At 67.0% G+C, this 20,425-nt stretch carries 21 protein-coding genes, 1 tRNA gene and 2 pseudogenes; 20 read left to right on the forward strand and 4 right to left on the reverse strand.

From position 1 onward, the window contains the following. Nucleotides 1-119 precede the first annotated feature (119 nt). The 3 genes and pseudogenes from E3T24_RS14330 to E3T24_RS14340 all read left to right on the forward strand — a co-directional run. Nucleotides 120-830: pseudogene (locus E3T24_RS14330) on the forward strand (nitrilase-related carbon-nitrogen hydrolase); the annotation flags it as partial. Continuing rightward, the gene (locus E3T24_RS14335) at nucleotides 827-1,852 is read left to right on the forward strand and encodes an agmatine deiminase family protein (protein ID WP_134402654.1); all 1,026 of its coding nucleotides are present in this window, start codon (nucleotides 827-829) and stop codon (nucleotides 1,850-1,852) included. The pseudogene E3T24_RS14330 and the gene E3T24_RS14335, both read left to right, overlap by 4 nt. A gap of 133 nt (nucleotides 1,853-1,985) precedes the next feature. Continuing rightward, complete coding sequence (locus E3T24_RS14340) at nucleotides 1,986-2,486, forward strand: CarD family transcriptional regulator (protein ID WP_134367207.1); 501 nt, start codon at nucleotides 1,986-1,988, stop codon at nucleotides 2,484-2,486. A gap of 107 nt (nucleotides 2,487-2,593) precedes the next feature. On the opposite strand, the pseudogene E3T24_RS14345 reads toward E3T24_RS14340, so the two are convergent. Continuing rightward, nucleotides 2,594-3,516: pseudogene (locus tag E3T24_RS14345) on the reverse strand (5'-3' exonuclease). Nucleotides 3,517-3,709: 193 nt separating this feature from the next. Here E3T24_RS14345 and E3T24_RS14350 point away from each other — a divergent pair. From E3T24_RS14350 to E3T24_RS17455, 3 genes are all read left to right on the forward strand, one after another. Beyond that, entirely contained in the window at nucleotides 3,710-3,829 is a 120-nt protein-coding gene (locus tag E3T24_RS14350; protein WP_134367205.1) for a VOC family protein, read from the forward strand. A 114-nt stretch (nucleotides 3,830-3,943) separates the two neighbouring features. Then, a complete protein-coding gene (locus E3T24_RS14355; protein WP_134367203.1) occupies nucleotides 3,944-4,144 on the forward strand; it encodes a hypothetical protein in 201 nt (66 codons plus the stop codon). A 31-nt stretch (nucleotides 4,145-4,175) separates the two neighbouring features. Then, on the forward strand, nucleotides 4,176-4,328 hold the full coding sequence (locus tag E3T24_RS17455) for a hypothetical protein (RefSeq protein ID WP_166789215.1): 153 nt from the start codon (nucleotides 4,176-4,178) through the stop codon (nucleotides 4,326-4,328). 143 nt (nucleotides 4,329-4,471) lie between these two features. Here E3T24_RS17455 and E3T24_RS14360 read toward each other — a convergent pair whose 3' ends face one another. After that, nucleotides 4,472-6,085: an isocitrate lyase gene (locus tag E3T24_RS14360; protein ID WP_134367201.1), complete on the reverse strand. Its 1,614-nt coding sequence runs from the start codon at nucleotides 6,083-6,085 to the stop codon at nucleotides 4,472-4,474. Nucleotides 6,086-6,393: 308 nt separating this feature from the next. Between E3T24_RS14360 and E3T24_RS14365 the strand changes: the two genes are divergently transcribed. From E3T24_RS14365 to E3T24_RS14375, 3 genes are all read left to right on the forward strand, one after another. Further along, nucleotides 6,394-7,308: a VOC family protein gene (locus E3T24_RS14365; protein WP_134367199.1), complete on the forward strand. Its 915-nt coding sequence runs from the start codon at nucleotides 6,394-6,396 to the stop codon at nucleotides 7,306-7,308. A gap of 17 nt (nucleotides 7,309-7,325) precedes the next feature. Next, entirely contained in the window at nucleotides 7,326-7,967 is a 642-nt protein-coding gene (locus E3T24_RS14370; protein WP_166787174.1) for a hypothetical protein, read from the forward strand. 758 nt (nucleotides 7,968-8,725) lie between these two features. Beyond that, a complete protein-coding gene (locus E3T24_RS14375; RefSeq protein ID WP_134367195.1) occupies nucleotides 8,726-9,034 on the forward strand; it encodes a hypothetical protein in 309 nt (102 codons plus the stop codon). A gap of 262 nt (nucleotides 9,035-9,296) precedes the next feature. Here E3T24_RS14375 and E3T24_RS14380 read toward each other — a convergent pair. Further along, nucleotides 9,297-9,379, reverse strand: a tRNA-Leu gene (locus E3T24_RS14380). 116 nt (nucleotides 9,380-9,495) lie between these two features. On the opposite strand from E3T24_RS14380, the gene E3T24_RS14385 reads away from it, so the two are divergent. Genes E3T24_RS14385 through mshC form a run of 3 tightly spaced genes read left to right on the forward strand, consistent with a single transcriptional unit; the run spans nucleotide 9,496 to nucleotide 12,953 of the window. Then, entirely contained in the window at nucleotides 9,496-10,821 is a 1,326-nt protein-coding gene (locus E3T24_RS14385; protein ID WP_134402655.1) for a M20/M25/M40 family metallo-hydrolase, read from the forward strand. Between the two features lie 19 nt (nucleotides 10,822-10,840). After that, complete coding sequence (locus tag E3T24_RS14390) at nucleotides 10,841-11,695, forward strand: undecaprenyl-diphosphate phosphatase (protein ID WP_134367191.1); 855 nt, start codon at nucleotides 10,841-10,843, stop codon at nucleotides 11,693-11,695. Nucleotides 11,696-11,708: 13 nt separating this feature from the next. After that, complete coding sequence (mshC, locus tag E3T24_RS14395) at nucleotides 11,709-12,953, forward strand: cysteine--1-D-myo-inosityl 2-amino-2-deoxy-alpha-D-glucopyranoside ligase (protein ID WP_134367189.1); 1,245 nt, start codon at nucleotides 11,709-11,711, stop codon at nucleotides 12,951-12,953. 54 nt (nucleotides 12,954-13,007) lie between these two features. Here the strand turns inward: mshC and E3T24_RS14400 are convergent, their stop codons facing one another. Then, nucleotides 13,008-13,961 (reverse strand): PAC2 family protein, encoded by a 954-nt coding sequence (locus E3T24_RS14400; RefSeq protein ID WP_134367188.1) that lies wholly within the window; start codon nucleotides 13,959-13,961, stop codon nucleotides 13,008-13,010. Between the two features lie 84 nt (nucleotides 13,962-14,045). Here E3T24_RS14400 and E3T24_RS14405 point away from each other — a divergent pair, with 84 nt between their 5' ends. The 8 genes from E3T24_RS14405 to tatC all read left to right on the forward strand — a co-directional run bounded on the left by E3T24_RS14405 (nucleotide 14,046) and on the right by tatC (nucleotide 20,421). Next, entirely contained in the window at nucleotides 14,046-14,765 is a 720-nt protein-coding gene (locus E3T24_RS14405) for an HAD family phosphatase (protein WP_255572859.1), read from the forward strand. Nucleotides 14,766-14,791: 26 nt separating this feature from the next. Further along, the gene (locus tag E3T24_RS14410) at nucleotides 14,792-15,856 is read left to right on the forward strand and encodes a tRNA (adenine-N1)-methyltransferase (RefSeq protein WP_134434773.1); all 1,065 of its coding nucleotides are present in this window, start codon (nucleotides 14,792-14,794) and stop codon (nucleotides 15,854-15,856) included. An 82-nt stretch (nucleotides 15,857-15,938) separates the two neighbouring features. Beyond that, nucleotides 15,939-16,904: an FKBP-type peptidyl-prolyl cis-trans isomerase gene (locus E3T24_RS14415; protein ID WP_134367185.1), complete on the forward strand. Its 966-nt coding sequence runs from the start codon at nucleotides 15,939-15,941 to the stop codon at nucleotides 16,902-16,904. Between the two features lie 35 nt (nucleotides 16,905-16,939). Continuing rightward, nucleotides 16,940-18,034: a WYL domain-containing protein gene (locus E3T24_RS14420; RefSeq protein WP_134367183.1), complete on the forward strand. Its 1,095-nt coding sequence runs from the start codon at nucleotides 16,940-16,942 to the stop codon at nucleotides 18,032-18,034. Beyond that, entirely contained in the window at nucleotides 18,031-19,065 is a 1,035-nt protein-coding gene (locus E3T24_RS14425; RefSeq protein WP_134367181.1) for a WYL domain-containing protein, read from the forward strand. Before E3T24_RS14420 ends, E3T24_RS14425 begins: the two co-directional genes overlap by 4 nt. Then, the gene (locus tag E3T24_RS14430) at nucleotides 19,065-19,409 is read left to right on the forward strand and encodes a hypothetical protein (RefSeq protein WP_134434774.1); all 345 of its coding nucleotides are present in this window, start codon (nucleotides 19,065-19,067) and stop codon (nucleotides 19,407-19,409) included. Before E3T24_RS14425 ends, E3T24_RS14430 begins: the two co-directional genes overlap by 1 nt. Continuing rightward, the gene (tatA, locus tag E3T24_RS14435; RefSeq protein WP_134367177.1) at nucleotides 19,402-19,623 is read left to right on the forward strand and encodes a twin-arginine translocase TatA/TatE family subunit; all 222 of its coding nucleotides are present in this window, start codon (nucleotides 19,402-19,404) and stop codon (nucleotides 19,621-19,623) included. Before E3T24_RS14430 ends, tatA begins: the two co-directional genes overlap by 8 nt. 45 nt (nucleotides 19,624-19,668) lie before the next feature. Next, nucleotides 19,669-20,421, forward strand: coding sequence for a twin-arginine translocase subunit TatC (gene tatC / locus E3T24_RS14440; protein ID WP_134367228.1), 753 nt, complete (start codon nucleotides 19,669-19,671; stop codon nucleotides 20,419-20,421). The last annotated feature ends 4 nt before the right edge of the window (nucleotides 20,422-20,425 follow it).

Raw genomic sequence — 20,425 nt, forward strand, 5'->3', positions numbered from 1 at the left:
CCTCTTGATGTGGTGAATAAACGCCGTGGTAAGCCTTATTTTTCCTGATCAAAAGGGCATTCTCTATTTAACGCGCCGCTAACTCCTCAACTCGACCGGTGGATCGAGGCTTCGCGCTCGCGGCCGAGCAGGCGCGGGTGCACGGGGTCGTCGTGCACGCGTCGCTGTATGAGAAGCCGGCCACGGACGACGCCCCGGACGACCCGCGCGGCTACAACACCGCGATCATGGTGTCGCCCGGCGGGCAGCTGATCGGCCGCACCCGAAAACTGCACATCCCGGTCACCGAGGGCTACTACGAGGACACCTGGTTCCGGCCGGGCCCGGCCGAGGAGGCGTATCCCGTGTACGCGCCGGAGGAGCTGGACGGCGCGCGGATCGGGCTGCCCACCTGCTGGGACGAGTGGTTCCCCGAGGTGTCCCGGCTCTACGGCCTCGCCGGAGCCCAGCTTCTCGTGTACCCCACCGCGATCGGCTCCGAGCCGGGCTTCCCGGCCCTCGACACCCAGCCCATCTGGCAGCAGGTCATCGTCGCCAACGGCATCACCAGCGGGCTGTTCATGGTGGTGCCCAACCGTCACGGCGACGAGGGCGACCTGACCTTCTACGGCTCCTCCTTCATTTCCGACCCCTACGGGCGGGTGCTCGTGCAGGCTCCCCGCGACGAATCCGCGGTGCTCGTCGCCGACCTGGACCTGGCCCAGCGGGAGGAGTGGCTCGCACTGTTCCCCTTTCTCGCCACCCGCCGCCCCGACAGCTATGCGGGGCTCACGGTTCCGGTCGACGCCGGGCATCCGTTCGGGGCGAGCAGCGCCGTGGCGCGCTCATGAGCTGGCGGATGCCGGCGGAGACCGCACCCCAGGACCGCGTGTGGATGGCGTTCCCGGTGGCGGGATACACCCTGGGTGACGGCCCGGAATCAGCCGACGAGGCACGCCGCAGCTGGGCCGCCGTCGCCCACGCGGTGCTCGAATTCGAGCCCGTCACCATGGTCGTCGACCCGTCCGAGCGCGCGTTGGCCGGTCGGTACCTGTCGTCGGAGGTGGAGATCATCGAGGCGCCGCTCGACGACGCCTGGATGCGTGACATCGGCCCGAGCTTCGTTCTGGGCGACGACGGCCGGCTCGGCGCCGTGGACTGGACGTTCAACGGCTGGGGCGCCCAGGACTGGGCGACCTGGGACAACGACGCCGGGATCGGGAGGCGGGTCACGACGGCCGCCGGGGCGACCGCGATCTCCTCGGTGCTCGTGAACGAGGGCGGCGGCATCCACGTCGACGGTGAGGGGACCGTGCTGGCCACCCTCAGCGTTCAACTGGACCCCGGCCGCAACCCCTATGCCGACCGGGCCCGGGTCGAGGCCGAATTCGCCCGCACCATCGGGGCCACCCGCGTGGTCTGGCTGCCCCGCGGGCTGACCCGCGACCAGGAGCGGTACGGCACCCGGGGCCACGTGGATATGGTCGCCGCCATCCCGTCACCGGGCACGGTGCTGGTGCACGCCCAGAACGACCCGGCCCACCCCGACTACGCCGTGACCCGGGAGCTCCGTGCCCTGCTCGCCGCATCGACGGATGCCGCGGGCCGGGCCTTCACCCTCGTCGACCTGCCGGCCCCGGCCGCCCTCACCGACGGCGACGGCTTCGTCGACTACAACTACGTGAACCATCTCGTCGTCAACGGCGGTGTGATCGCCTGCTCGTTCGGGGAGGAGACGGCCGACCGGGCCGCACGGGAGATCCTGGCCTCGGTGTACCCGGGCCGCACGGTCGTCTCCGTCGAAGCGCGGCCGTTGTTCGCCCGTGGCGGCGGCATCCACTGCATCACCCAGCAGCAACCCTCCGCACGCTAGTCTCCCGGCGCTTCGAGCTGCCCGCGGTGCGTCAGGACGGCGTCTGTGAACTGACCGAGTGGCGTAAGGCAGATGTTCAGGGGACTGTGGCAACATTGACAGGTTGGCCACAGCGCTACCGAATCGAGGAAGTTTGAAGTTCATCGTCGGGGAAACCCTCGTCTACCCGCACCACGGTGCGGTCACCCTTACCGAACTCTCCACCATAACCCTGAAAGGCGTCGAGCAACCGGCGATGACGCTCCGCGTTCACTCGTCGCAGCTCACCATTCAGCTGCCGATCGCGAACGCCGCACTCGTTGGAGTCCGCGACGTCATCGACGCTGCCGGGCTGGAAGAGGTGTACAAGGTTCTGCGGGACCCGTTCACCGAAGAAGCCACGAACTGGAGCCGCCGTTTCAAGGCCAACCAGGAAAAGATGGCCAGCGACAGCGTGACCCGCGTCGCCGAGGTCGTCCGCGACCTGTGGCGCCGGGAACAGGACGGCGGCGTATCCGCCGGTGAGAAGCGGATGCTCGCCAAGTCCCGTCAGCTGCTGGAATCCGAGCTGGCACTGGCGCTCGGCACGTCCCCGGAGGACACCGTGGTGGCGTTGAACGAGGTGCTCTCCGGAGCCCTCACCGAGGTCGCCTAGACCTTTCAGGATTCGCCGAACCGTGAGTTAACCCCCTGAACGGTCGTGAAAAGGGGTCGGAGCTCACGGTTCGGCGTGCTTAACGGGGCCTGGTCGGCGGTCGAGGCTTACCCGGCCAGTGCGGCCAGGGCGTCTTGCGCGCGCGTCATCGAGGCGCCGAGCCCCCAGAGGGCAGACAGCCGGTCCAGTTCGGCGGCCTGTTCCCGGCTGCTGACCCGGATGCGCGCATCGAACGGGGTCAGGGGGAGGTCTCGCACCACCTTGACCACCGCCGGGGCGACGCTCAGATAGTCGCCCGCGGCGGCGATCCTGGCGCGCACGGGCGGTGCCATCCCGGACCTCGGTCTGCCGCTGCAGCGACGATGCCGTCAAGGGTCCCGTAGGAGGACAACAGCGTGGCCGCCGTCTTCTCGCCCACGCCGGGCACCCCGGGAAGCCCGTCCGAGGGGTCTTCGCGCAGCGCCGCGAAATCGGCGTACTGCATCGGGGCGACCCCGTACCGGGCCGTGAGCGCGGCATCCGTCAGGACCTCGAGCCGGGCCATGCCGCGACCGGTGTAGATCATCCGCACGTCGCGGGTGTCATCGACCAGCTGGAACAGGTCGCGGTCACCCGTGACGACATCGACGGGAATCCGGGAGTGCGATACCAGTGTGCCGATGACGTCGTCTGCCTCGTGGTGCGGGGAACCGACCACCGGCACGCCGAGTGCGCCCAGTACTTCGCGAATGACCGGTACCTGAGGTATCAGCAGGTCGGGGACTTCCTCGAGCAGAGGACCTCCCCCCGCCGGCTGCACCCCGGCGACCCGGTGGGTCTTGTACGTCGGGATGAGATCAACGCGCCACTGCGGACGCCAGTCGTCGTCCCAGCAGGCCACGATTTCGCTTGGCCGGAACTCGGACGCGAGTCGTGCGATGATGTCGAGCAGACCCCGGACGGCGTTCACCGGTATCCCGTTCGGTGCCCGCACGGTGTCGGGCAGGGCGCGAAACGCCCGAAAGTACAGTGCGGCGGTGTCGAGGAGCATCCCGCGCTCGCGTGGAGCGGTCACGGCGGCATCCTCCCACAGTCGGAACGAAATCGTGCGGCGGCTCAGCTCGGCGACTCTGATCGGCGGCGAATCTGCGCGGATCGGCCGAGGGCAATGCCAGGCTGTACTCGCGTGCGGCAGCTGGAGCGTCGCACTACGGCAGATTTCATCGTGAAAGAAGAAGTGCACTGTGGACATGCGACTCGAACTGGTTCCGTTGCCCCCGACGGACGTGGACGGCATCCGCTACGCCTATTTCAGCGATCCTGACGGCAACCCCAGGGCGCGGCCGCAGCTCGCCCGACGATGAGACCGCGCGTCCGAGCGCTGTCCTGACATCGCCTCGAAGGGGTGTCGGGCCGTGCACACTCCGGCTACCGTTGTGCCCAGCAGTCAGGCGCACCTCGCGGAAACGGAGGATCAGATGAGTACGGATGGTCGTGCACGGGTGATCGTACGAGACGGACCCTGGGGCTTTGCCTTTCTCTTGGCGTATATCGGGGCCGCCATCTACTTCGTCTCTGTCTCGGACGGCTCGTTCTGGGGCGTCATCCTCGGACTGTTGCAGGCGATCGTCTGGCCCGTCTACGTCGTCTACCACGTACTTGTTCTGATCGGGGCCTGACAATTCCCATCTCGGGTGCTCCCTCTACAGCGTGTCGCACGACCAGATCACGTTGATGGCGCCGAGTCTGCAGCGCGCCGAGGACGAGTGCACGATCACGGACGTGTTCGAGGACCTCAAGCGCTGCCTTCGATTGCGGTACGAGACGCGTGATCGTTCCCGCCGGCCCGACCCGGTACTCTGATCGAGATCGAGGCGGGAGCTGCGATCCCTGGTTCCCCATCCCGGCTCGGGTGACCGGGTGACAGCAAACGAAGAAGCCCCAGTCGCAGGACTGGGGCTTCTTCGTTGTCACTTCGACTGCTCAGTCGAGTAGTGGCTGCTGAGTCAGTGGCTCAGGGCCGGTTCCTCGAACTGGTTCATCGTGTTGTTCTTGCCACCGGCCTTCAGCGCGGCCTCGCCGGCGAAGTACTCCTTGTGGTTGTCACCGAGGTCGGATCCAGACATGTTCTGGTGCTTGACCGTTGCGATTCCCTCGCGGATTTCGCGACGCTGCACGCCCTTCACGTAGGCCAGCATGCCCTGGTCGGCGAAGTAGCCCTTGGCCAGATCATCGGTGGAGAGTGCTGCCGTGTGGTACGTCGGCAGGGTGATGAGGTGGTGGAAGATGCCGGCCTCGGCAGAGCCGTCGCGCTGGAACGTGCGGATGCTCTCGTCGGCGATCTGGGCGAGCTCGGTCTCGTCGTAGGCGACGCTCATGAGCTTGGCCCGGTCGTAGGCCGACACGTCCTTGCCCTCGGCGAGGAGGTTGTCGTACGCCTGCTGGCGGAAGTTGAGGGTCCAGTTGAACGACGGGCTGTTGTTGTAGACCAGCTTGGCGTTCGGGATCACCTTACGAACTTCGTTCATCATTCCGGCGATCTGGGCGACGTGCGGCTTCTCGGTCTCGATCCAGAGCAGGTCAGCGCCGTTCTGCAGCGAGGTGATGCTGTCGAGCACGCACCGGGCCTCGCCGGTGCCTTGGCGGAACTGGAACAGGTTGCTGGCCAGACGCTTGGGGCGCAGCAGCTTCCCGTCGCGCTTGATGACGACGTCCCCGTTGCCCAGGTCGGCCTCGGTTATCTCGTCGACGTCGAGGTAGGAGTTGTACTGGTCGCCGAGGTCACCGGGCTGGTACGTCACAGCGAGCTTCTGCGTCAGGCCGGCACCGAGCGAGTCGGTGCGCGAGACGATGATGCCGTTGTCGATGCCCAGCTCGAGGAACGCGTACCGCACGGCGTTGATCTTCGCGATGAAGTCCTCGTGCGGGACGGTGACTTTGCCGTCCTGGTGGCCGCACTGCTTCTCGTCCGAGACCTGGTTCTCGATCTGGATCGCGCAGGCACCGGCCTCGATCATCTTCTTGGCCAGCAGGTACGTCGCCTCGGGGTTGCCGAAGCCGGCGTCGATGTCGGCGATGATCGGCACCACGTGGGTCTCGTAGTTGTCGATCTGGTCCTGAATGGCCGCGATCTTGGCGTCGTCACCGGCGCCGCGGGCCCCATCCAGGGCGGTGAAGAGCAGGTCCAGCTCGCGGGCGTCGGCCTGGCGGAGGAAGGTGTAGAGCTCCTCCACGAGGGCGGGAACGGCCGTCTTCTCGTGCATGGACTGGTCGGGCAGCGGGCCGAACTCGCTCCGCAGGGCGGCTACCATCCAGCCGGAGAGGTACAGGTAGCGCTTGTTCGTGGTCTTCAGGTGCTTCTTGATCGAGATCATCTTCTGCTGGCCGATGAAGCCGTGCCAGACGCCGAGGGACTGCGTGTAGACGGAGGAGTCCGCGTCGTATTCCTCCATGTCTTTGCGCATGATGTCGGCGGTGTACTGGGCGATCTCGAGGCCGGTCTTGAACCGGTTCTGGGCGCGCATCCGCGCAACGGATTCGGGGTTGATGGCATCCCAGCTGCTTCCGAACGCATTCTTGAGGGCTTCGACTGCCTCGGTGTCGTCTTGATAGATGGTCATGTGCATTCCTTCGACGTTGAATTGTGCAGAGCACTGGTCGGCTGTATCGGCGGCCCGATATTGGCTGCTACATGAAGACTGCGGCAATAGCAACAGGTCTTCGTCAAGATTCGGAACAGAACTTTTGCGTTTCTTCTTCGACTGAGAAGAAAAGTGCCGAAAGTCGCCCCATTGGGCAATCTGAGGCCTCTGCCGCGTTTGAGACCCCATCCGAACCGGTGAAGTACTTGAACCTACAAGTAAACCCTGTTAGGTTGAAGCTACAAGTAATTTGCGGGCACGCTCGCATCGATAGACAGGACGCCATCATGACCGTTTCACTTGACGACCGCCTTCTCGCCCCCGAGACCTCGATGGGCGCGGTGACCCTGCGGGTCGCCGACCTCGAGGGGATGTCGAGCTACTACTCACGGGCCTTCGCGATGGAGCCCGTGGCGGAGCGCACCCGGGACCGCGAGGTGCACCGCGTTCTCGGCCGCGGGCTCACGCCGCTCGTGCGCCTGGTCCACACCCCGGATCTGCCCGGTGTCGACCCGCGTCAGGCAGGCCTGTTTCACACCGCCTTCCTCTTCGAGAGCCCCGCCAGTCTCGCCGCGACCGTCTACCGGGCGACGCAGGACCCGCGCAGCCGATTCGTGGGATCGAGTGACCACCTTGTCAGCGAGGCATTCTACTTCACCGACCCCGAGGGCAACGGCGTCGAGCTGTACGTCGACAGGGACCGCGACCAGTGGGTTCGCCACGGCAACGAGATCCGGATGGCCACCGAGTATCTCGACCCCAACGTCTATCTGAAGAGACACCTGACCGAGGAGACGCTGGATGCCGCCGTGTCGCAGGCGGGCACGGTGGGACACGTACACCTGCAGGTGGGGGATCTGCACACCGCCCGCGCCTTCTACGTCGACGCGCTCGGCTTTGAGACGACCCAGACCGAGTACCCCGGGGCGCTCTTCGCGTCGGCGGGCGGCTACCACCACCACATCGCGATGAACGTCTGGAACAGCCGCGGCTCGGGACCGCGCGCGGCCGGCCTCGGACTCGGCGACGTGGCGGTGACCGTTCCGGACACCGCGGATCTGGAGTCCCTCACGGCCCGTCTGCGGGCCCGATCGATCCCGTTCGGCAGCAACGGTCGTTCCGTGACCGTCACCGACCCGTGGGGCACACACGTCACCGTCGCGCTGCCCGACCTGACCACCGACGAGTTGATGGCCCGGTGATCAGTCCGCTGCGTGACGTGCGCTCACCCGGATGGCCCGCCCACGCCACCGCCGAATCCGCCGTCGCTCTCCTGCTGCACGGCTTCGGCTCGAATGAGCGCGACCTGACCGGCCTCATCCCGGCGCTCTGCCTGCGACTGCCGTGGGCGTCCCTGCGCGCGCCGGTCGAACTGGGATCCGGCGGCGCAGCGTGGTTCACGATCACCACGCCGGGAAGCCCCGAGCCTCAACCCGTGGCTGACGCAACGGACGCGATCTGGGCCTGGGTCGACACACATGTGGATGCCCGCACCCGGGTGATCCCCATCGGTTTCTCCCAGGGCGGCCTGATGGCCAGCCAGCTCCTGCGAACACGACCCGAGCGCATACTCGCCACGGTCGTGCTCGGCGGATTCGTGCTGGGGGCAGCACAGCCAGGCGACGGTATCCTCGCAGCGATCCTGCCGCCCGTGTTCTGGGGGCGCGGCGCCCTGGATCGAGTCATCGCGGAACCTGCGATCGCGCGCACGACCGCTTACCTGCCGCGTCACTCGTCCCTCGTGGAACGAGTGTACCCGGGGCTGGCGCACGGCATCGATGGCGCCGAGATCGGCGACGTGCGAGAGTTCCTCACCACCCACGTCGGCGGAGGCGCCGTCAGCCCGCGCGCCCCTGACTGAAGGCCACGAGGCGCGACTGCATCTCACCGTCGGGGGTTGCGACCGGCACCTTCCTATTGTTGCGCAGGGCCCTGGCGACGTTCACAGCGGTGTCCACTGCTGAGCGGTACAGCAGGGAGCCGGAGCTCACACGCCTCACGCCCAACGCCCCAGCTCGGCCACTGTCAGTAAGGGATGTGCGAGAATATTGAGAGGCAGACCGATCCCCGCGGCGATGCTCCGGATGTCCTCCGTGCCGCAATTCCGGGGACGAAGATCCCGTCGGCCCCTGCGCCGGCGTAGGCCCGGGCACGGAGCAGGACTGCATCCACAGAGGCCTGTTCGGCGAACCAAAATTGTCCACCCTCGCATTGATGAACACGTCCGGGCTGTGTCTCTTCGCCACAAGATCCGCGATCTCGACGGGGTCGTCGGAGTAGCCGTCCTCGATGTCCGCCGTGACGTGGACGGGCAGGAGACACATGTGCGCCGCAAGCGCGGATGTTGCCACCATGCGGGCCCGCCCGCCATCGGGCGGGCCCGCCCGCCATCGGGCAGGCCCGCGCTGGCCGCAATGCCAAAGCTGGTGGTGTCGACGGAGGGGACACGGAGGACACCCAGAGCGCGCAAGCTCTTTCCGAATGGATGCCGGAATCTCGAAGAATTTCTTTGCTGGCCGTTGTCCCGCTAGCCTCCCAGGAGTAGTTTCGACCGAAGGTGGGGCGGTGCGCTGGCTCACTCGACGCCAGGCGGGCCGCCTCTTGAGGAAAGGAAGAGTCATGAAACGCATGGCCATTGGGTGCGTCGTCGCACTCGGGCTCGTCTTCGTCGGCGTCAGTTCCGCTCAGGCCGGCGAGACCAGCGGTAACGGGAAACCGGTCCCCGGTGCAGAGAAGGCCAGTTCGGTTTGCGCCTATTCGGGTCGGGACCTGCCCGACGCACAGGAGAACCAGCCGCCCCAGTTCAACGATGACTTCGTCACCGACGGGCGGGTGCAGAGTTACGGGCGGTATGTCAGCCACGGCTTCAAGGACGCCGTACCCAGCCCGGGCGAAGCCTGCCGCGGCAACGTGGAGTTTGCGGAATAACCTGCCGTTCGACGGCGCAACGGCTCCGGATCGGCACCGGAGCAACTCCAGGACCGGGGTGGTTTTCAACCATCTCGGTCCTTCCTCGCTCCAGACTGCGACGAAGAATCGACCCAGCGAGGGCGACCCGGTTCTCCGGGCAGGCCGTTTGGCCACCTGGCGACATCTCGCATCCGGGCATGAAAAAAAGGCCGTGCAACGAATAATCCGATGTCACGACCTATTTCTCAATGAAGCTCGAAGTGCTCCGAACTTCTCTGTGTGCCCGAGGGGGGACTTGAACCCCCACGCCCATAAGGGCACTAGCACCTCAAGCTAGCGCGTCTGCCATTCCGCCACCCGGGCCGGGTGTTTCAGTGGCCGTTCCCGGCCGCCGAATAGACAATCTAGCACGGATTTTCACGCCATCCGGCCGCCGGCACCGTCGCCAGCCGATAGTGCGGCCCGGTAGCGTGAAACCCATGCTTTCCTCCGCTGAAGATGCCCCCGCCGCAGACCGACTGGACCTGACTGCCGAGATCGCTCGCGACCTGATCCGCTTCGACACGACCAACTACGGTGAAGGCCGTTCCAACGGCGAGACGGATGCCGCCGAGTACGTCGCCGCCAACCTCCGCGGCCTCGGTCTCAGCCCCGAGCTTTTCGACCCGGAACCCGGCCGCACGAGCGTCGTCGTGCGGGTCCCCGGCCGCGACCGAAGCCGCGGCGCGCTCGTTGTCCACGGCCACCTGGACGTCGTCCCCGCCGACCCGGACAACTGGTCGGTGGACCCGTTCGCGGGTGTGATCAAGGACGGGCTGCTGTGGGGCCGCGGGGCCGTGGACATGAAGAACATGGACGCCATGATCCTCGCGTCCCTGCAGGACATCCTCGGGGCAGGCAGCGAGCCGGCCCGGGACCTGGTCGTCGCGTTCTTCGCCGACGAGGAAGCCGGGGGAGTGCTGGGCTCACACCACCTCGTCGACACCCGCCCCGAGCTCTTCGCCGGCGCCACCGAGGCCATCAGCGAAGTGGGCGGCTACTCGATCACGCTCGGCGGACGGCGCGCTTACCTGCTGCAGACGGGGGAGAAGGCCCTGATCTGGATCAAGCTGGTCGCCCGGGGTGACGCCGCACACGGATCCCGGCTGATCCACAACAACGCCGTGACCAGGCTTGCCGAGGCCGTTGCCAAGGTGGGCCGTCGCAACTGGCCCATCCGCCTGACCGACACCACCAGCCAGCTGCTGGCCGAGCTGGCCCGGGTTCTGGGGGTCGACCCTCAGCGCGTCGGCCCCGACGAACTGGCCCTGGCCACCGGGACCGCGTCCGGCTTCATCCAGGCGAGCCTGCGCACGACCACCAATCCGACCGTGCTGCAGGCCGGCTACAAGCACAACGTGATCCCTGACCGGGCCGAGGCGCTGATCGACATCCGCACCCTGCCGGGCGACGAAGACGCCGTGCTGGCCGAAGTCGCCGCGCTGGTCGGCCCGGAGATCGAAATCGTGATCATGCACCGCGACATCGGCCTGGAGACCGAGTTCGGCGGGCCGCTCGTCGACGCGGTCGTGGAGACCCTGGGACGGCACGACCCGGGAGCCCCCGTGCTGCCCTACCTGCTCTCGGCCGGCACCGACAACAAGGCCCTCAGCACGCTGGGAATCAAGGGCTACGGATTCGCACCCCTGAAACTGCCCGCGGATCTCGATTTTCCGGCGATGTTCCACGGCGTCGATGAGCGCGTGCCGCTCGACGCGTTAGTGTTTGGCAGGCGGGTTCTGACCGATCTGCTTTCGAACTACTGACCAGCAAAGCGGGCGGCTTGTGAATTTCATCAACGCAATGATCCTTGGACTCGTGCAGGGACTGACCGAGTTTCTCCCGGTCTCGTCGAGTGCGCACATCCGTATCGTCGGGGAGTTCCTGGGCACCGGGGCCGACCCGGGGTCACGGTTCACGGCGATCATCCAGATCGGCACCGAGGCCGCCGTGGTGATCTTCTTCTGGCGCGACATCGTGCGCATCATCGGGCAGTGGGCGAAGTCCCTCGTCGGCAAGGTGCCGCGCATGGATCCCGATGCCCGGATGGGCTGGCTGATCATCTTCGGCTCCCTGCCGATCATCGTTCTCGGGCTGCTGTTCCAGGACCAGATCGAATCATCTCTGCGCAACCTCTGGATCACCGCCACGGTGTTGATCGTCTTCGGCGTCCTGCTGGGTATCGCCGACTTCGTCGGGGCGAAGCGTCGCCGCCTGAAAGACCTCACGGTGCCGCACGGCGTCATCTACGGGTTCGCCCAGGCACTCGCGCTGATCCCCGGGGTCTCCCGTTCCGGCGGCACCATCACCGCGGGCCTGTTCATGGGCTACGAGCGTCGCGCTGCGGCCCGCTACGCCTTCCTGCTGGCGATTCCCGCGGTCCTCGGCAGCGGCTTCTACCAGATGTACAAGTCCATCGCCAAGCCGTGCCTAAAGGGCGCGACCAACTGCACCCCGGAGATATTCGGGCCGTGGGAGACTTTGGTGGCCACGCTGATCGCGTTCGTCGTAGCCCTGTTCGTGATCCGGTTCTTCATGAACTACATCTCCCGACGCAGCTTCCTTCCGTTCGTGATCTACCGCATCGCCCTGGGGTTCCTGCTGATGGGCCTGTTGGCGACGAACACCATCGCGGCGTAGTTAGGCTGGGGGGATGCGCGCCTGGCAACGACCCGAAATCCCCCCACTCCCCGGTCAGTCCGGCGCACCCTGGCTGCACGACACCGCCGCCGACGTGCTGGTCGAGGCACGCCCCACGGATGTCGCGCGCCTCTACGTGTGCGGAATCACCCCCTACGACGCCACCCACCTCGGGCATGCCGCCACCTACCTGGCCTTCGACACCCTGCAGCGGATCTGGCTGGACGGCGGCTACCGGGTGCACTACGCCCAGAACGTCACCGACGTCGACGACCCGCTGCTCGAGCGGGCCGCCGCAACCGGAGTCGACTGGCAAGAGCTCGCGGAATCCCAGGTGGACCTGTTCCGCACCGATATGGAGGCGCTGGGGATACTGCCCCCGAACGACTACGTCGCCGTGACCGAGGTCATCGACGAGATCGCCGATGCGGTCTCCCAGCTCTGGGATTCCGGCGTCGCCTACGCCGTTCCGACTTCCGGCGCGGCTGGCTCAGACATCTACTTCGACATTTCCGCGGCCGAGGGCAAGGCGCCGTGGAAACTCGGCGACGAGAGCAACCTCGCTCGTGGCGATATGCTCGCCCTGTTCGCGGAGCGCGGCGGAGACCCCGACCGCCCGGGCAAGCGGGATGCGCTCGACCCGCTGCTCTGGCGCTCAGCGCGGCCGGACGAGCCGTCCTGGCCGTCCCGGGTCGGGGCCGGCCGGCCCGGCTGGCACATCGAATGCTCGGTGATCGCCCTCAAGGAACTCGGCACGGACTTCACCGTGCAGGGCGGGGGGAGCGACCTGATCTTCCCCCACCACGACATGAGTGCCGGGCACGCGGCAGCCCTGTCGGGTCATCCCCTCGCTGGCGTCTACAGCCACACCGGGATGGTCGCCTACCAGGGCGAGAAAATGAGCAAGTCACTGGGCAACCTGGTGCTCGTGTCGGCGCTGCGCGCGGCCGGCACCGACCCCCGAGCCATCCGCCTGGCCCTGCTGGCAGAGCACTACCGCACCGACTGGGAATGGACCGACCAGCACCTGCTGCGGGCAGAGTCGCGTCTCGCAGCCTGGAGCGTCGCCTTCGGCCCCGGTCACGTGGTCGGCGTCGTGGACACGCAAACGGTCATCGCCCAGCTCAGGCTGACCCTGGGTGCCGATCTGGACACCCCCGGCGCGCTGAGCATCCTGGACGACGCCGTTCTCAGCCCGGTCACCGAACCGGCGCTGCTGGCCGTGGCCATCGACGCCCTGCTCGGCGTGGCGCTCTGACCGCATTGAAGGCCCGCGACCCGCACTGAAGGCCCGGCGACCTTCTGCCTGCGTCTACTGCTGGCGCGGCCCGTCGGGGCCGGAACGACCCTCACGGCCATCCGGGCGGCCGTCGCGCCCGTCGCCGCGCTTACGAAGGTACTTCTCGAATTCCTGCGCGATCGCCTCACCGCTGGCCTCGGGGGAGTCGACCGTGTCTCGGGCCTGTTCGAGCTGCGCGATGTACGCGGCCATCTCGTCGTCTTCCGCGGCGAGGGTGTCGATGCCGCTCTGCCACTCCTCGGCCTCGGTGACGAGGTCACCACGGGGGATCACGACGTCGATGATCTCCTCCAGTTTGTCGATCAGGGCGAGCATCGCCTTGGGGGAGGGCGCGTTGTGCACGTAGTGGGGAACGGATGCCCAAATCGAGAGAGTCGGAATCCCGACCTCCTCCGCAGCGATCGCAAGCACGCTCAGGATGCCGACGGGGCCCTCGTAGGTGCTGCGTTCGATCTGCAGTTCCATCCGCACCTGCGGGTTGTCGCTGGAGACGAAGATGGAGATCGGCCGGGTGTGGGGCACATCCGCCAGCATCGCGCCGAGGAAGACGATGCCTCCGACGTCGGCCGCGAGGGCCGCATCCAGGATCTCCGCGGCGAAGCTCTTCCAACTGCGGGACGGCTCCGTACCGAGGAGCAGGTAAATGTTGCCCGCGTTCGTGCCGCTCACCCGCAGTTCGGCGTCGGCGGCCAGGGGCGCCCCGGCCTCGGCGGGGGTGGTCGGCCCGTAGAGCACGGCGCCCGGCCACTCGAGCTTGCGGCGGCCGTCTTCTCCACCTGCGGAAATCGTGGGCCGGTTGAACTGGTAGTCGAAATAGGTTTCCGGGTCGATCTCCATCAGCGGAGCGACATCGAGCAGGTCTTTCAGGGTGTCCACAGCGCCGGTCGCCGCCTCACCGGCGTCATTCCAGCCTTCGAACGCCACCACCAGGAGTCGCCCGTTGAGGAACCCATTAGCCTCTGTCACTGTCTGAAACCCCGTTCGACTGGTGGTGCCCCGCGCGGCGCACCATCAGTCAAGGATAGGCCGTGCCCCTTACACTTGAACCCCGTGAACCTGATCCGAACGAATTCCGTCCTGCCCGCGGCCGTGCTCTGGGATATGGACGGGACCATCGTCGACTCCGAGCCATACTGGATGCGCGCCGAGACGGAGCTGGTGGAGTCCTTCGGGGGAGTCTGGACCCACGACGACGGGATGCTGCTGGTCGGGGCCGGGCTCTGGGGTTCGGCATCCATCCTGCAGGGACGCGGCGTCGAACTCGACGCCGAGGTGATCGTGCAGACGCTGACCGACCGGGTTCAGGAACTCCTCCAGGAGCTCGGCGCCCCCTGGCGCCCCGGCGCGCTGGAGATGCTGACCGCGCTCAAGGGTGCGGGGATACCGATGGCCCTCGTGACCTCGTCGGTGGAACGGATGGCGCGCCAGGTCGCCGACTTCGTCGGCTTCCCCGCCTTCGATGCCATCGTCGCCGGGGACATGGTTGCCAACAGCAAGCCGCACCCCGAGGCCTATCTGTCCGCTGCCGGGCGGCTGCGCGTCGACGCGGGCCGGTGCATGGCCGTGGAAGACTCCGTGCCGGGCATCGCCGCGGCGGTGGCCTCCGGGGCGGTCGTCCTCGGGGTACCGCACATGGTCACCCTGCCGGAAAGCGCGCACTACGACCTCTGGTCGACCCTGTCCGGCCGTTCCCTCGACGGGTTCACCGACCTGTTCGGCGCCCGCCGCGGCTCCGCCGCACTGCCACTGACTGTGACCGATTCTGAATGAGCCAAGAACAAGGACGTAATCCACGCATGAGCGACAACCAGGTCATCCAGAACAGCGGACCCTTTCGGATCGGTGACCGGGTGCAGCTGACCGGCCCCAAGAACAAACTGAACACGATCACCCTGGAACCGGGGAAGGTGTTCCACACTCACCGCGGCATCCTGGCCCACGACGACATCATCGGCCTCCCAGACGGGTCGGTCGTCACGAACAACGTCGGGGTGGAGCACCTGGCCCTGCGCCCGCTGCTGAACGACTTCGTGATGTCGATGCCGCGCGGCGCGGCGATCATCTACCCCAAGGACGCCGCCCAGATCATCGCCCAGGCGGACATCTTCCCCGGCGCGACGGTGGTCGAAGCCGGCGTCGGTTCCGGGGCGCTGTCGCTGTGGCTGCTGCGCGCCATCGGCCCGGCGGGCCGGCTGGCGTCGTTTGAACGACGCGGCGAGTTCGCGGATGTCGCGCGCGATAACATCGCCACCTTCCTCGGGCACGACCCGTTGAACTGGTCGATCACCCTCGGTGACCTCGCGGACACCCTGCCGGGCACCATGCCCTCTCAGAGTGTGGACCGGGTCGTGCTCGACATGCTCGCCCCATGGGAGTGCCTCGAGGCGGTCTCCGAGGCCCTCAAGCCCGGGGGAGTGCTGCTCTGCTACGTGGCCACCGTGACCCAGCTCTCCCGGGTGGCCGAGGCCATCCGCGGCACCGGGCTCTACACCAACCCGGACTCCAACGAGACGATGGTGCGGGGCTGGCACGTCGAGGGTCTCGCCGTACGCCCGGATCACCGCATGATCGGCCACACCGGTTTTCTGATCACCGCCCGACGCCTCGCGCCGGACACGATTCTGCCCGAACTCAAACGCCGGCCGTCCAAGACCGACTTCTCCGACGCGGACGTGGAGGCCTGGACTCCGGGCGCCCTCGGCGAACGCAGCGTGAGCTCGAAGGTCATGCGCAAACGCGTGCGGATCGCGGAGTCGGGCGCGGCCATCTCCAAGGCCAGGGACTTCAACCCGGGCGAGCCCGCGACCGTGCCCTCTGGCGTGGCCTCGGACGCCGACGAGGCCACCCCCGACGCCGGATAGGATTATATCGGCCTGCCATCGGGCCCCGGCACTTTCCCGCACCATCCAGCACTTATTGCGCCCCAGACTGAAATGAGAACTCGTGCGTAGAGCTTCTGCCCTCATCGCCTCGGCAGGACTGCTGGTCGCGGCCCTCACCGGCTGCAGCACCACCGGTTCGGCCGCGGACTGCGACGCTCCCGTTTCGGCGGGTGCCGCAACGAAGCTCGTCACGGTAGACGGCGACTTCGGCAAGGCCCCCACGGTCGACTTCCCCACGCCGGTGAAGACCACGACCACCCAGGCCAGCGAGGTCATCGACGGCAGCGGGGCGGGCCTCGTTCACGGCCAGCAGGTCACGCTCGAACTCAGCATCTACAACGGAACCACGGGCGCCGTGATCGAAAAGAGCGCGTATGACGGCACCTCGCAGACGAACTATGTTCTGGCCGATGCCCCGCTCAAGGGCCTGACGGACGGCCTCCTCTGCGCCCAGGTGGGATCGAGAATGGTCGTCGTCGTCGCTCCGGAAGACGCTTTCGGGCCGCAGGGCGGCAGCGAACAGTTCGGTGTGGGCAAGGACGATTCCTTGATCTTCGTCGCCGATGTCGTCAAGGCCTACCTGCCGCGCGCCGACGGCGCCAGCCAGCCCGTGGCGAACGGTCTCCCGGCCGTCGTGCTGGCCGAGGACGGCACGCCCGGCATCACCATCCCGTCCGGTGCTCCGCCGGCGAAACTGCAGATCGGTGTCCTCAAGAAGGGGAACGGCGCGGAGGCGGCCGAGGGTGACAACGTCACCGTGCACTACACCGGAGTCGTCTGGGACCAGAAGACCGTCTTCGACTCGAGCTGGGCCAACGGCGCACCGGCCACTCTCGTGGCGGCGGTCGGATCAGCGACGCAGGCCGGGGTCATCCCCGGGTTCGCGAAGGCTCTCATCGGGCAGACGGTCGGCTCCCAGATCGTCGCGGTCATCCCTCCGGACGAGGGGTACGGCGACTCGGCACAGGGCTCGATCCCGGCCGGATCGACGCTGGTCTTCGTCGTCGACATCCTCGGCATCGGCTAAACCCCGCGACGGGGACGGGCCGATAGACTCGCAGCGTGCCGCCCATTCCCGATCAACCCAGCCGTGTTTCGGTCGAAGAACGCCTGTTCAGCCTCGTACTCGCGCTGATCGCGACCGAGATCGGGCTGACGAAGGCCGACATCCTGTCCAATGTCCAGGGCTACCGCCAGCGGTATGCCCCGGGCGGGGACAACGCCAGCCTCGAGCGCCAGTTTGAGCGGGACAAGGACGACATCCGCGAACTGGGCATCCCGCTCGAGACCGTGGAGCCGCCTGACGACCCCGGCAGCAACCACCATCTGCGCTACCGGATCCCCAAAGGCCTCTACGACCTCCCGGCGGACGTGTCCTTCAGCGCCGAAGAGCTGACCCTGCTCAAGCTCGCGTCGACCGTGTGGCGGGAAGGGTCGCTGTCCGCGGAATCGAGGCGAGCCCTGACCAAGCTCCACTCGCTGGGCGTTGACGCGAGCGATCCCGTGCTCGGCTATTCCCCCTCCCTCCGCGTGAGGGAGGCCTCGTTCGAACCGCTCAGCAAAGCCATGGACCGCGGCCACGTGGTCTCCTTCCTCTACCTCAAACCGGGCGAGGAATCGCCGCGCCGACGCCGGGTCGCCCCGCAGGCCGTCGTGCTGCACGACGGTCGCTGGCATCTCTTCGGCCGGGACACGGAGGCCGACGCGACCCGCACGTTCCTGCTGTCGCGCATCGTCGGTCCGGTGGTCACCGTGCCCGGTGAATCCTTCGTGCCGGACGGCGACGGCAAAGGGCAGGAAGCCCTGCGGGAACTCGACGCGCTGTGGCACGCGCAGGTCGCCGAGGTCACGGTGCGTCCCGGCAGCGATGCCGCGGTCCGGCTCTCCAAACGAAGCTCCGGGAACACCGATCCCGCCGCCGTGTCGGCCATCGCGCTGCACTATACGGATCTCAATGTGCTCGCGGACGAATTGGCCGGTTACGGACCCGAGGTGCTCGTGCGTTCTCCGGCGTCGCTCCGGGACGCGGTCCTGACTCGCCTCATCGGTGTGAGGGACGCCCACACCGACCCGTCCAGCACCGACCCGTCCAGCACCGACCCGTCCAGCACCGACCCCGCCGGCACCGACCCGTCCAGCGAGGGAGAACCGAGATGAGCGCCCTCGTCATGCCCGGAGCATCCGACAAGCTGACTTTCCTCCTGTCGCTGGTTCCCTACCTGATGGACCGAGACAGCATCAGTGTCACGGATGTCGCCGATCACTTCGGTGTGGCGCCGCAACTCGTCCGCGACGCGGTGAGTCTGATTGCGGTGTCGGGCGTCCCCGGAGAGAGCCGGCAGTACCAGCACGGCGACCTCTTCGACATCCACTGGGAGGAGTTCGAGACCAACGACACCATCGCCCTCACCCACCTCGTGGCCATCGACGACTCCCCGCGATTCTCGGCCCGCGAGGCCGCCGCTTTGATCGCAGGACTCCAATATCTGTCCTCGCTGCCGGAGAACGCCGACAGCGAGGCGATCGCCTCACTGATGGCGAAGCTCACCCGCAGCGCTTCCGCCGCTCCCACCCAGGTCGCCGTAGCCCGCACCGATTCGGGCACCGCGATCACGATCATCCAGTCCGCGGTCCGCGACGGGGTGCAAGTCGAATTCGATTACCTCAACGCCCGGGGCACGCAGGAGAAGCGGCGGGTCGATCCGTGGCGCGTCGAATCCGTTGACCGTGACTGGTACCTGCGCGGCTGGTGCCACCTGCGCGGCGCCATCCGCACCTTCCGGCTTGACCGGATGAGCGACCTGCAGACCACTACGCTGCCGACCACCCCGCGCCCCGATGATGTCGTCCTTCCGGAGAACCTGTTCGAGGGGTCTGCCTCCGACCTCGACGTCGTGGTCGAACTGCCGATATCGGCCGTGCCCCTGCTGGCCGACTTCTCCCCGCAGAGGGCTGAAACGGATAGCGGCCTCCCCGCCGAGCAGGTGCGCCTGACCGTCAGGGTGGCGCACTATCACGGGCTGAAGCGGCTCGTCTCCGGGCTTGCCGGAGTCGTGACCGTCGTCGGCCCGGCCGAGGCGCGGAAAGCGGTGCGGGACTGGGCCGGTGCGGGCGTACAGGCCTACGACGAGGCGCCTGACTGGGCCACTGGCGACGACAATGCCCCGCCAGTCGGGGGGATCCGCTGATGCCTTGGTGGTCATGGGCCCTGATCTGGAGCGGGCTGATTCTCGGCCTCCTCGGCACACTGGCCTGGTTCGGCTTCAGCCTGTTCAAGAAGCTGATGGCCACGGTGGACGCGCTCAGGGACCTGGGCGGCCAGGTGGCCGCGTTGGGCCGGGACCAGGCCCCGCCGGAGCAGGCTCAATTCCGGCCGGGAATCTTCCAGAACCGTGAGGACCTCCAGCTCGCCGTCGAGCTCCTCCGCGATGAGCGGCAGCACCGCCGACAGGCGCGTCGGGACTCCTTGATCGCCAGAGGTAAACTGTTGCAACATGTTCCCTTGAACCGAAGGACAGACCCTGATGCTTAACAACCTGACCGGATGGCACTTCCTGATCATCCTCGTCATCGTTCTGCTTCTGTTCGGCGCCCCCAAGCTTCCCGGCCTCGCCCGCAGCCTCGGTCAGTCGATGAAGATCTTCAAGAACGAGATCAAGAGCGACAAGGACGAAACCGACCTGGCGCCCCACGCTGACGGTTCCACGAAGGCCGCGGGGCCGTCGGACCCCACGACGAAGTCGTAGTCCGTGGCGGGGCGTACTCCTCGGCGTGAGACCAACGACGGCAAGATGTCGCTCGGGCAGCATCTGCTCGAGTTGCGCAAGCGTCTGTTCTGGGCTGCGGCCGGTATCGCGGTCGGGGCGGTCATCGGCTGGTTCCTGTCCGATTTCGTGTGGGACTCGCTGCGCGAACCGATCTACGCGATCGTTGAGGCGCAAAACCGCAACGCCCAGCTCAACTACCCGGACATCACCTCGGCTTTCGATCTCAAGCTGAAGATCTCCTTCTATGTCGGCCTGATCGTGTCCAGCCCGGTCTGGCTCTACCAGATCTTCGCTTTCCTCACGCCAGGGCTGACCCGCAAGGAGAAGCAGTACACCTTCGGCTTCCTGTTCACCGCTATTCCGCTGTTCCTGGCCGGATGCGCGGCCGGCTGGTACGTGCTGCCGAACGTCGTCGGGCTGATGACCAGTTTCGCGCCGAAGGAAGACGCCGCGCTGATCGTGGCGCAGAACTATTTGGACTTCGTTCTCAAGCTCATGATCGCCATCGGCGTCGCCTTCGTCCTGCCCGTTTTCATCGTGCTGCTCAACCTGGCCGGCGTGATCAGCGCCGCGTCGATCATCAAGTCCTGGCGCGTGGCCATCCTCGTGATCGTCCTGTTCACGGCCATCGCCACTCCCGCCGCGGACGTGGTCTCCATGTTCCTGCTGGCCATCCCGATGGTCGTTCTCTACTTCGCCGCTTACGGCATCGCTTTCCTTCACGACCGCCGCGCCGCTAGGCGCGCCCGTGCCCTCGATCAGGAGCTGGCGCTCTAGGGCG

It is taken from the genome of Cryobacterium sp. TmT2-59 (assembly GCF_004403545.1).
In the GTDB taxonomy this organism is placed as follows: domain Bacteria; phylum Actinomycetota; class Actinomycetes; order Actinomycetales; family Microbacteriaceae; genus Cryobacterium; species Cryobacterium shii.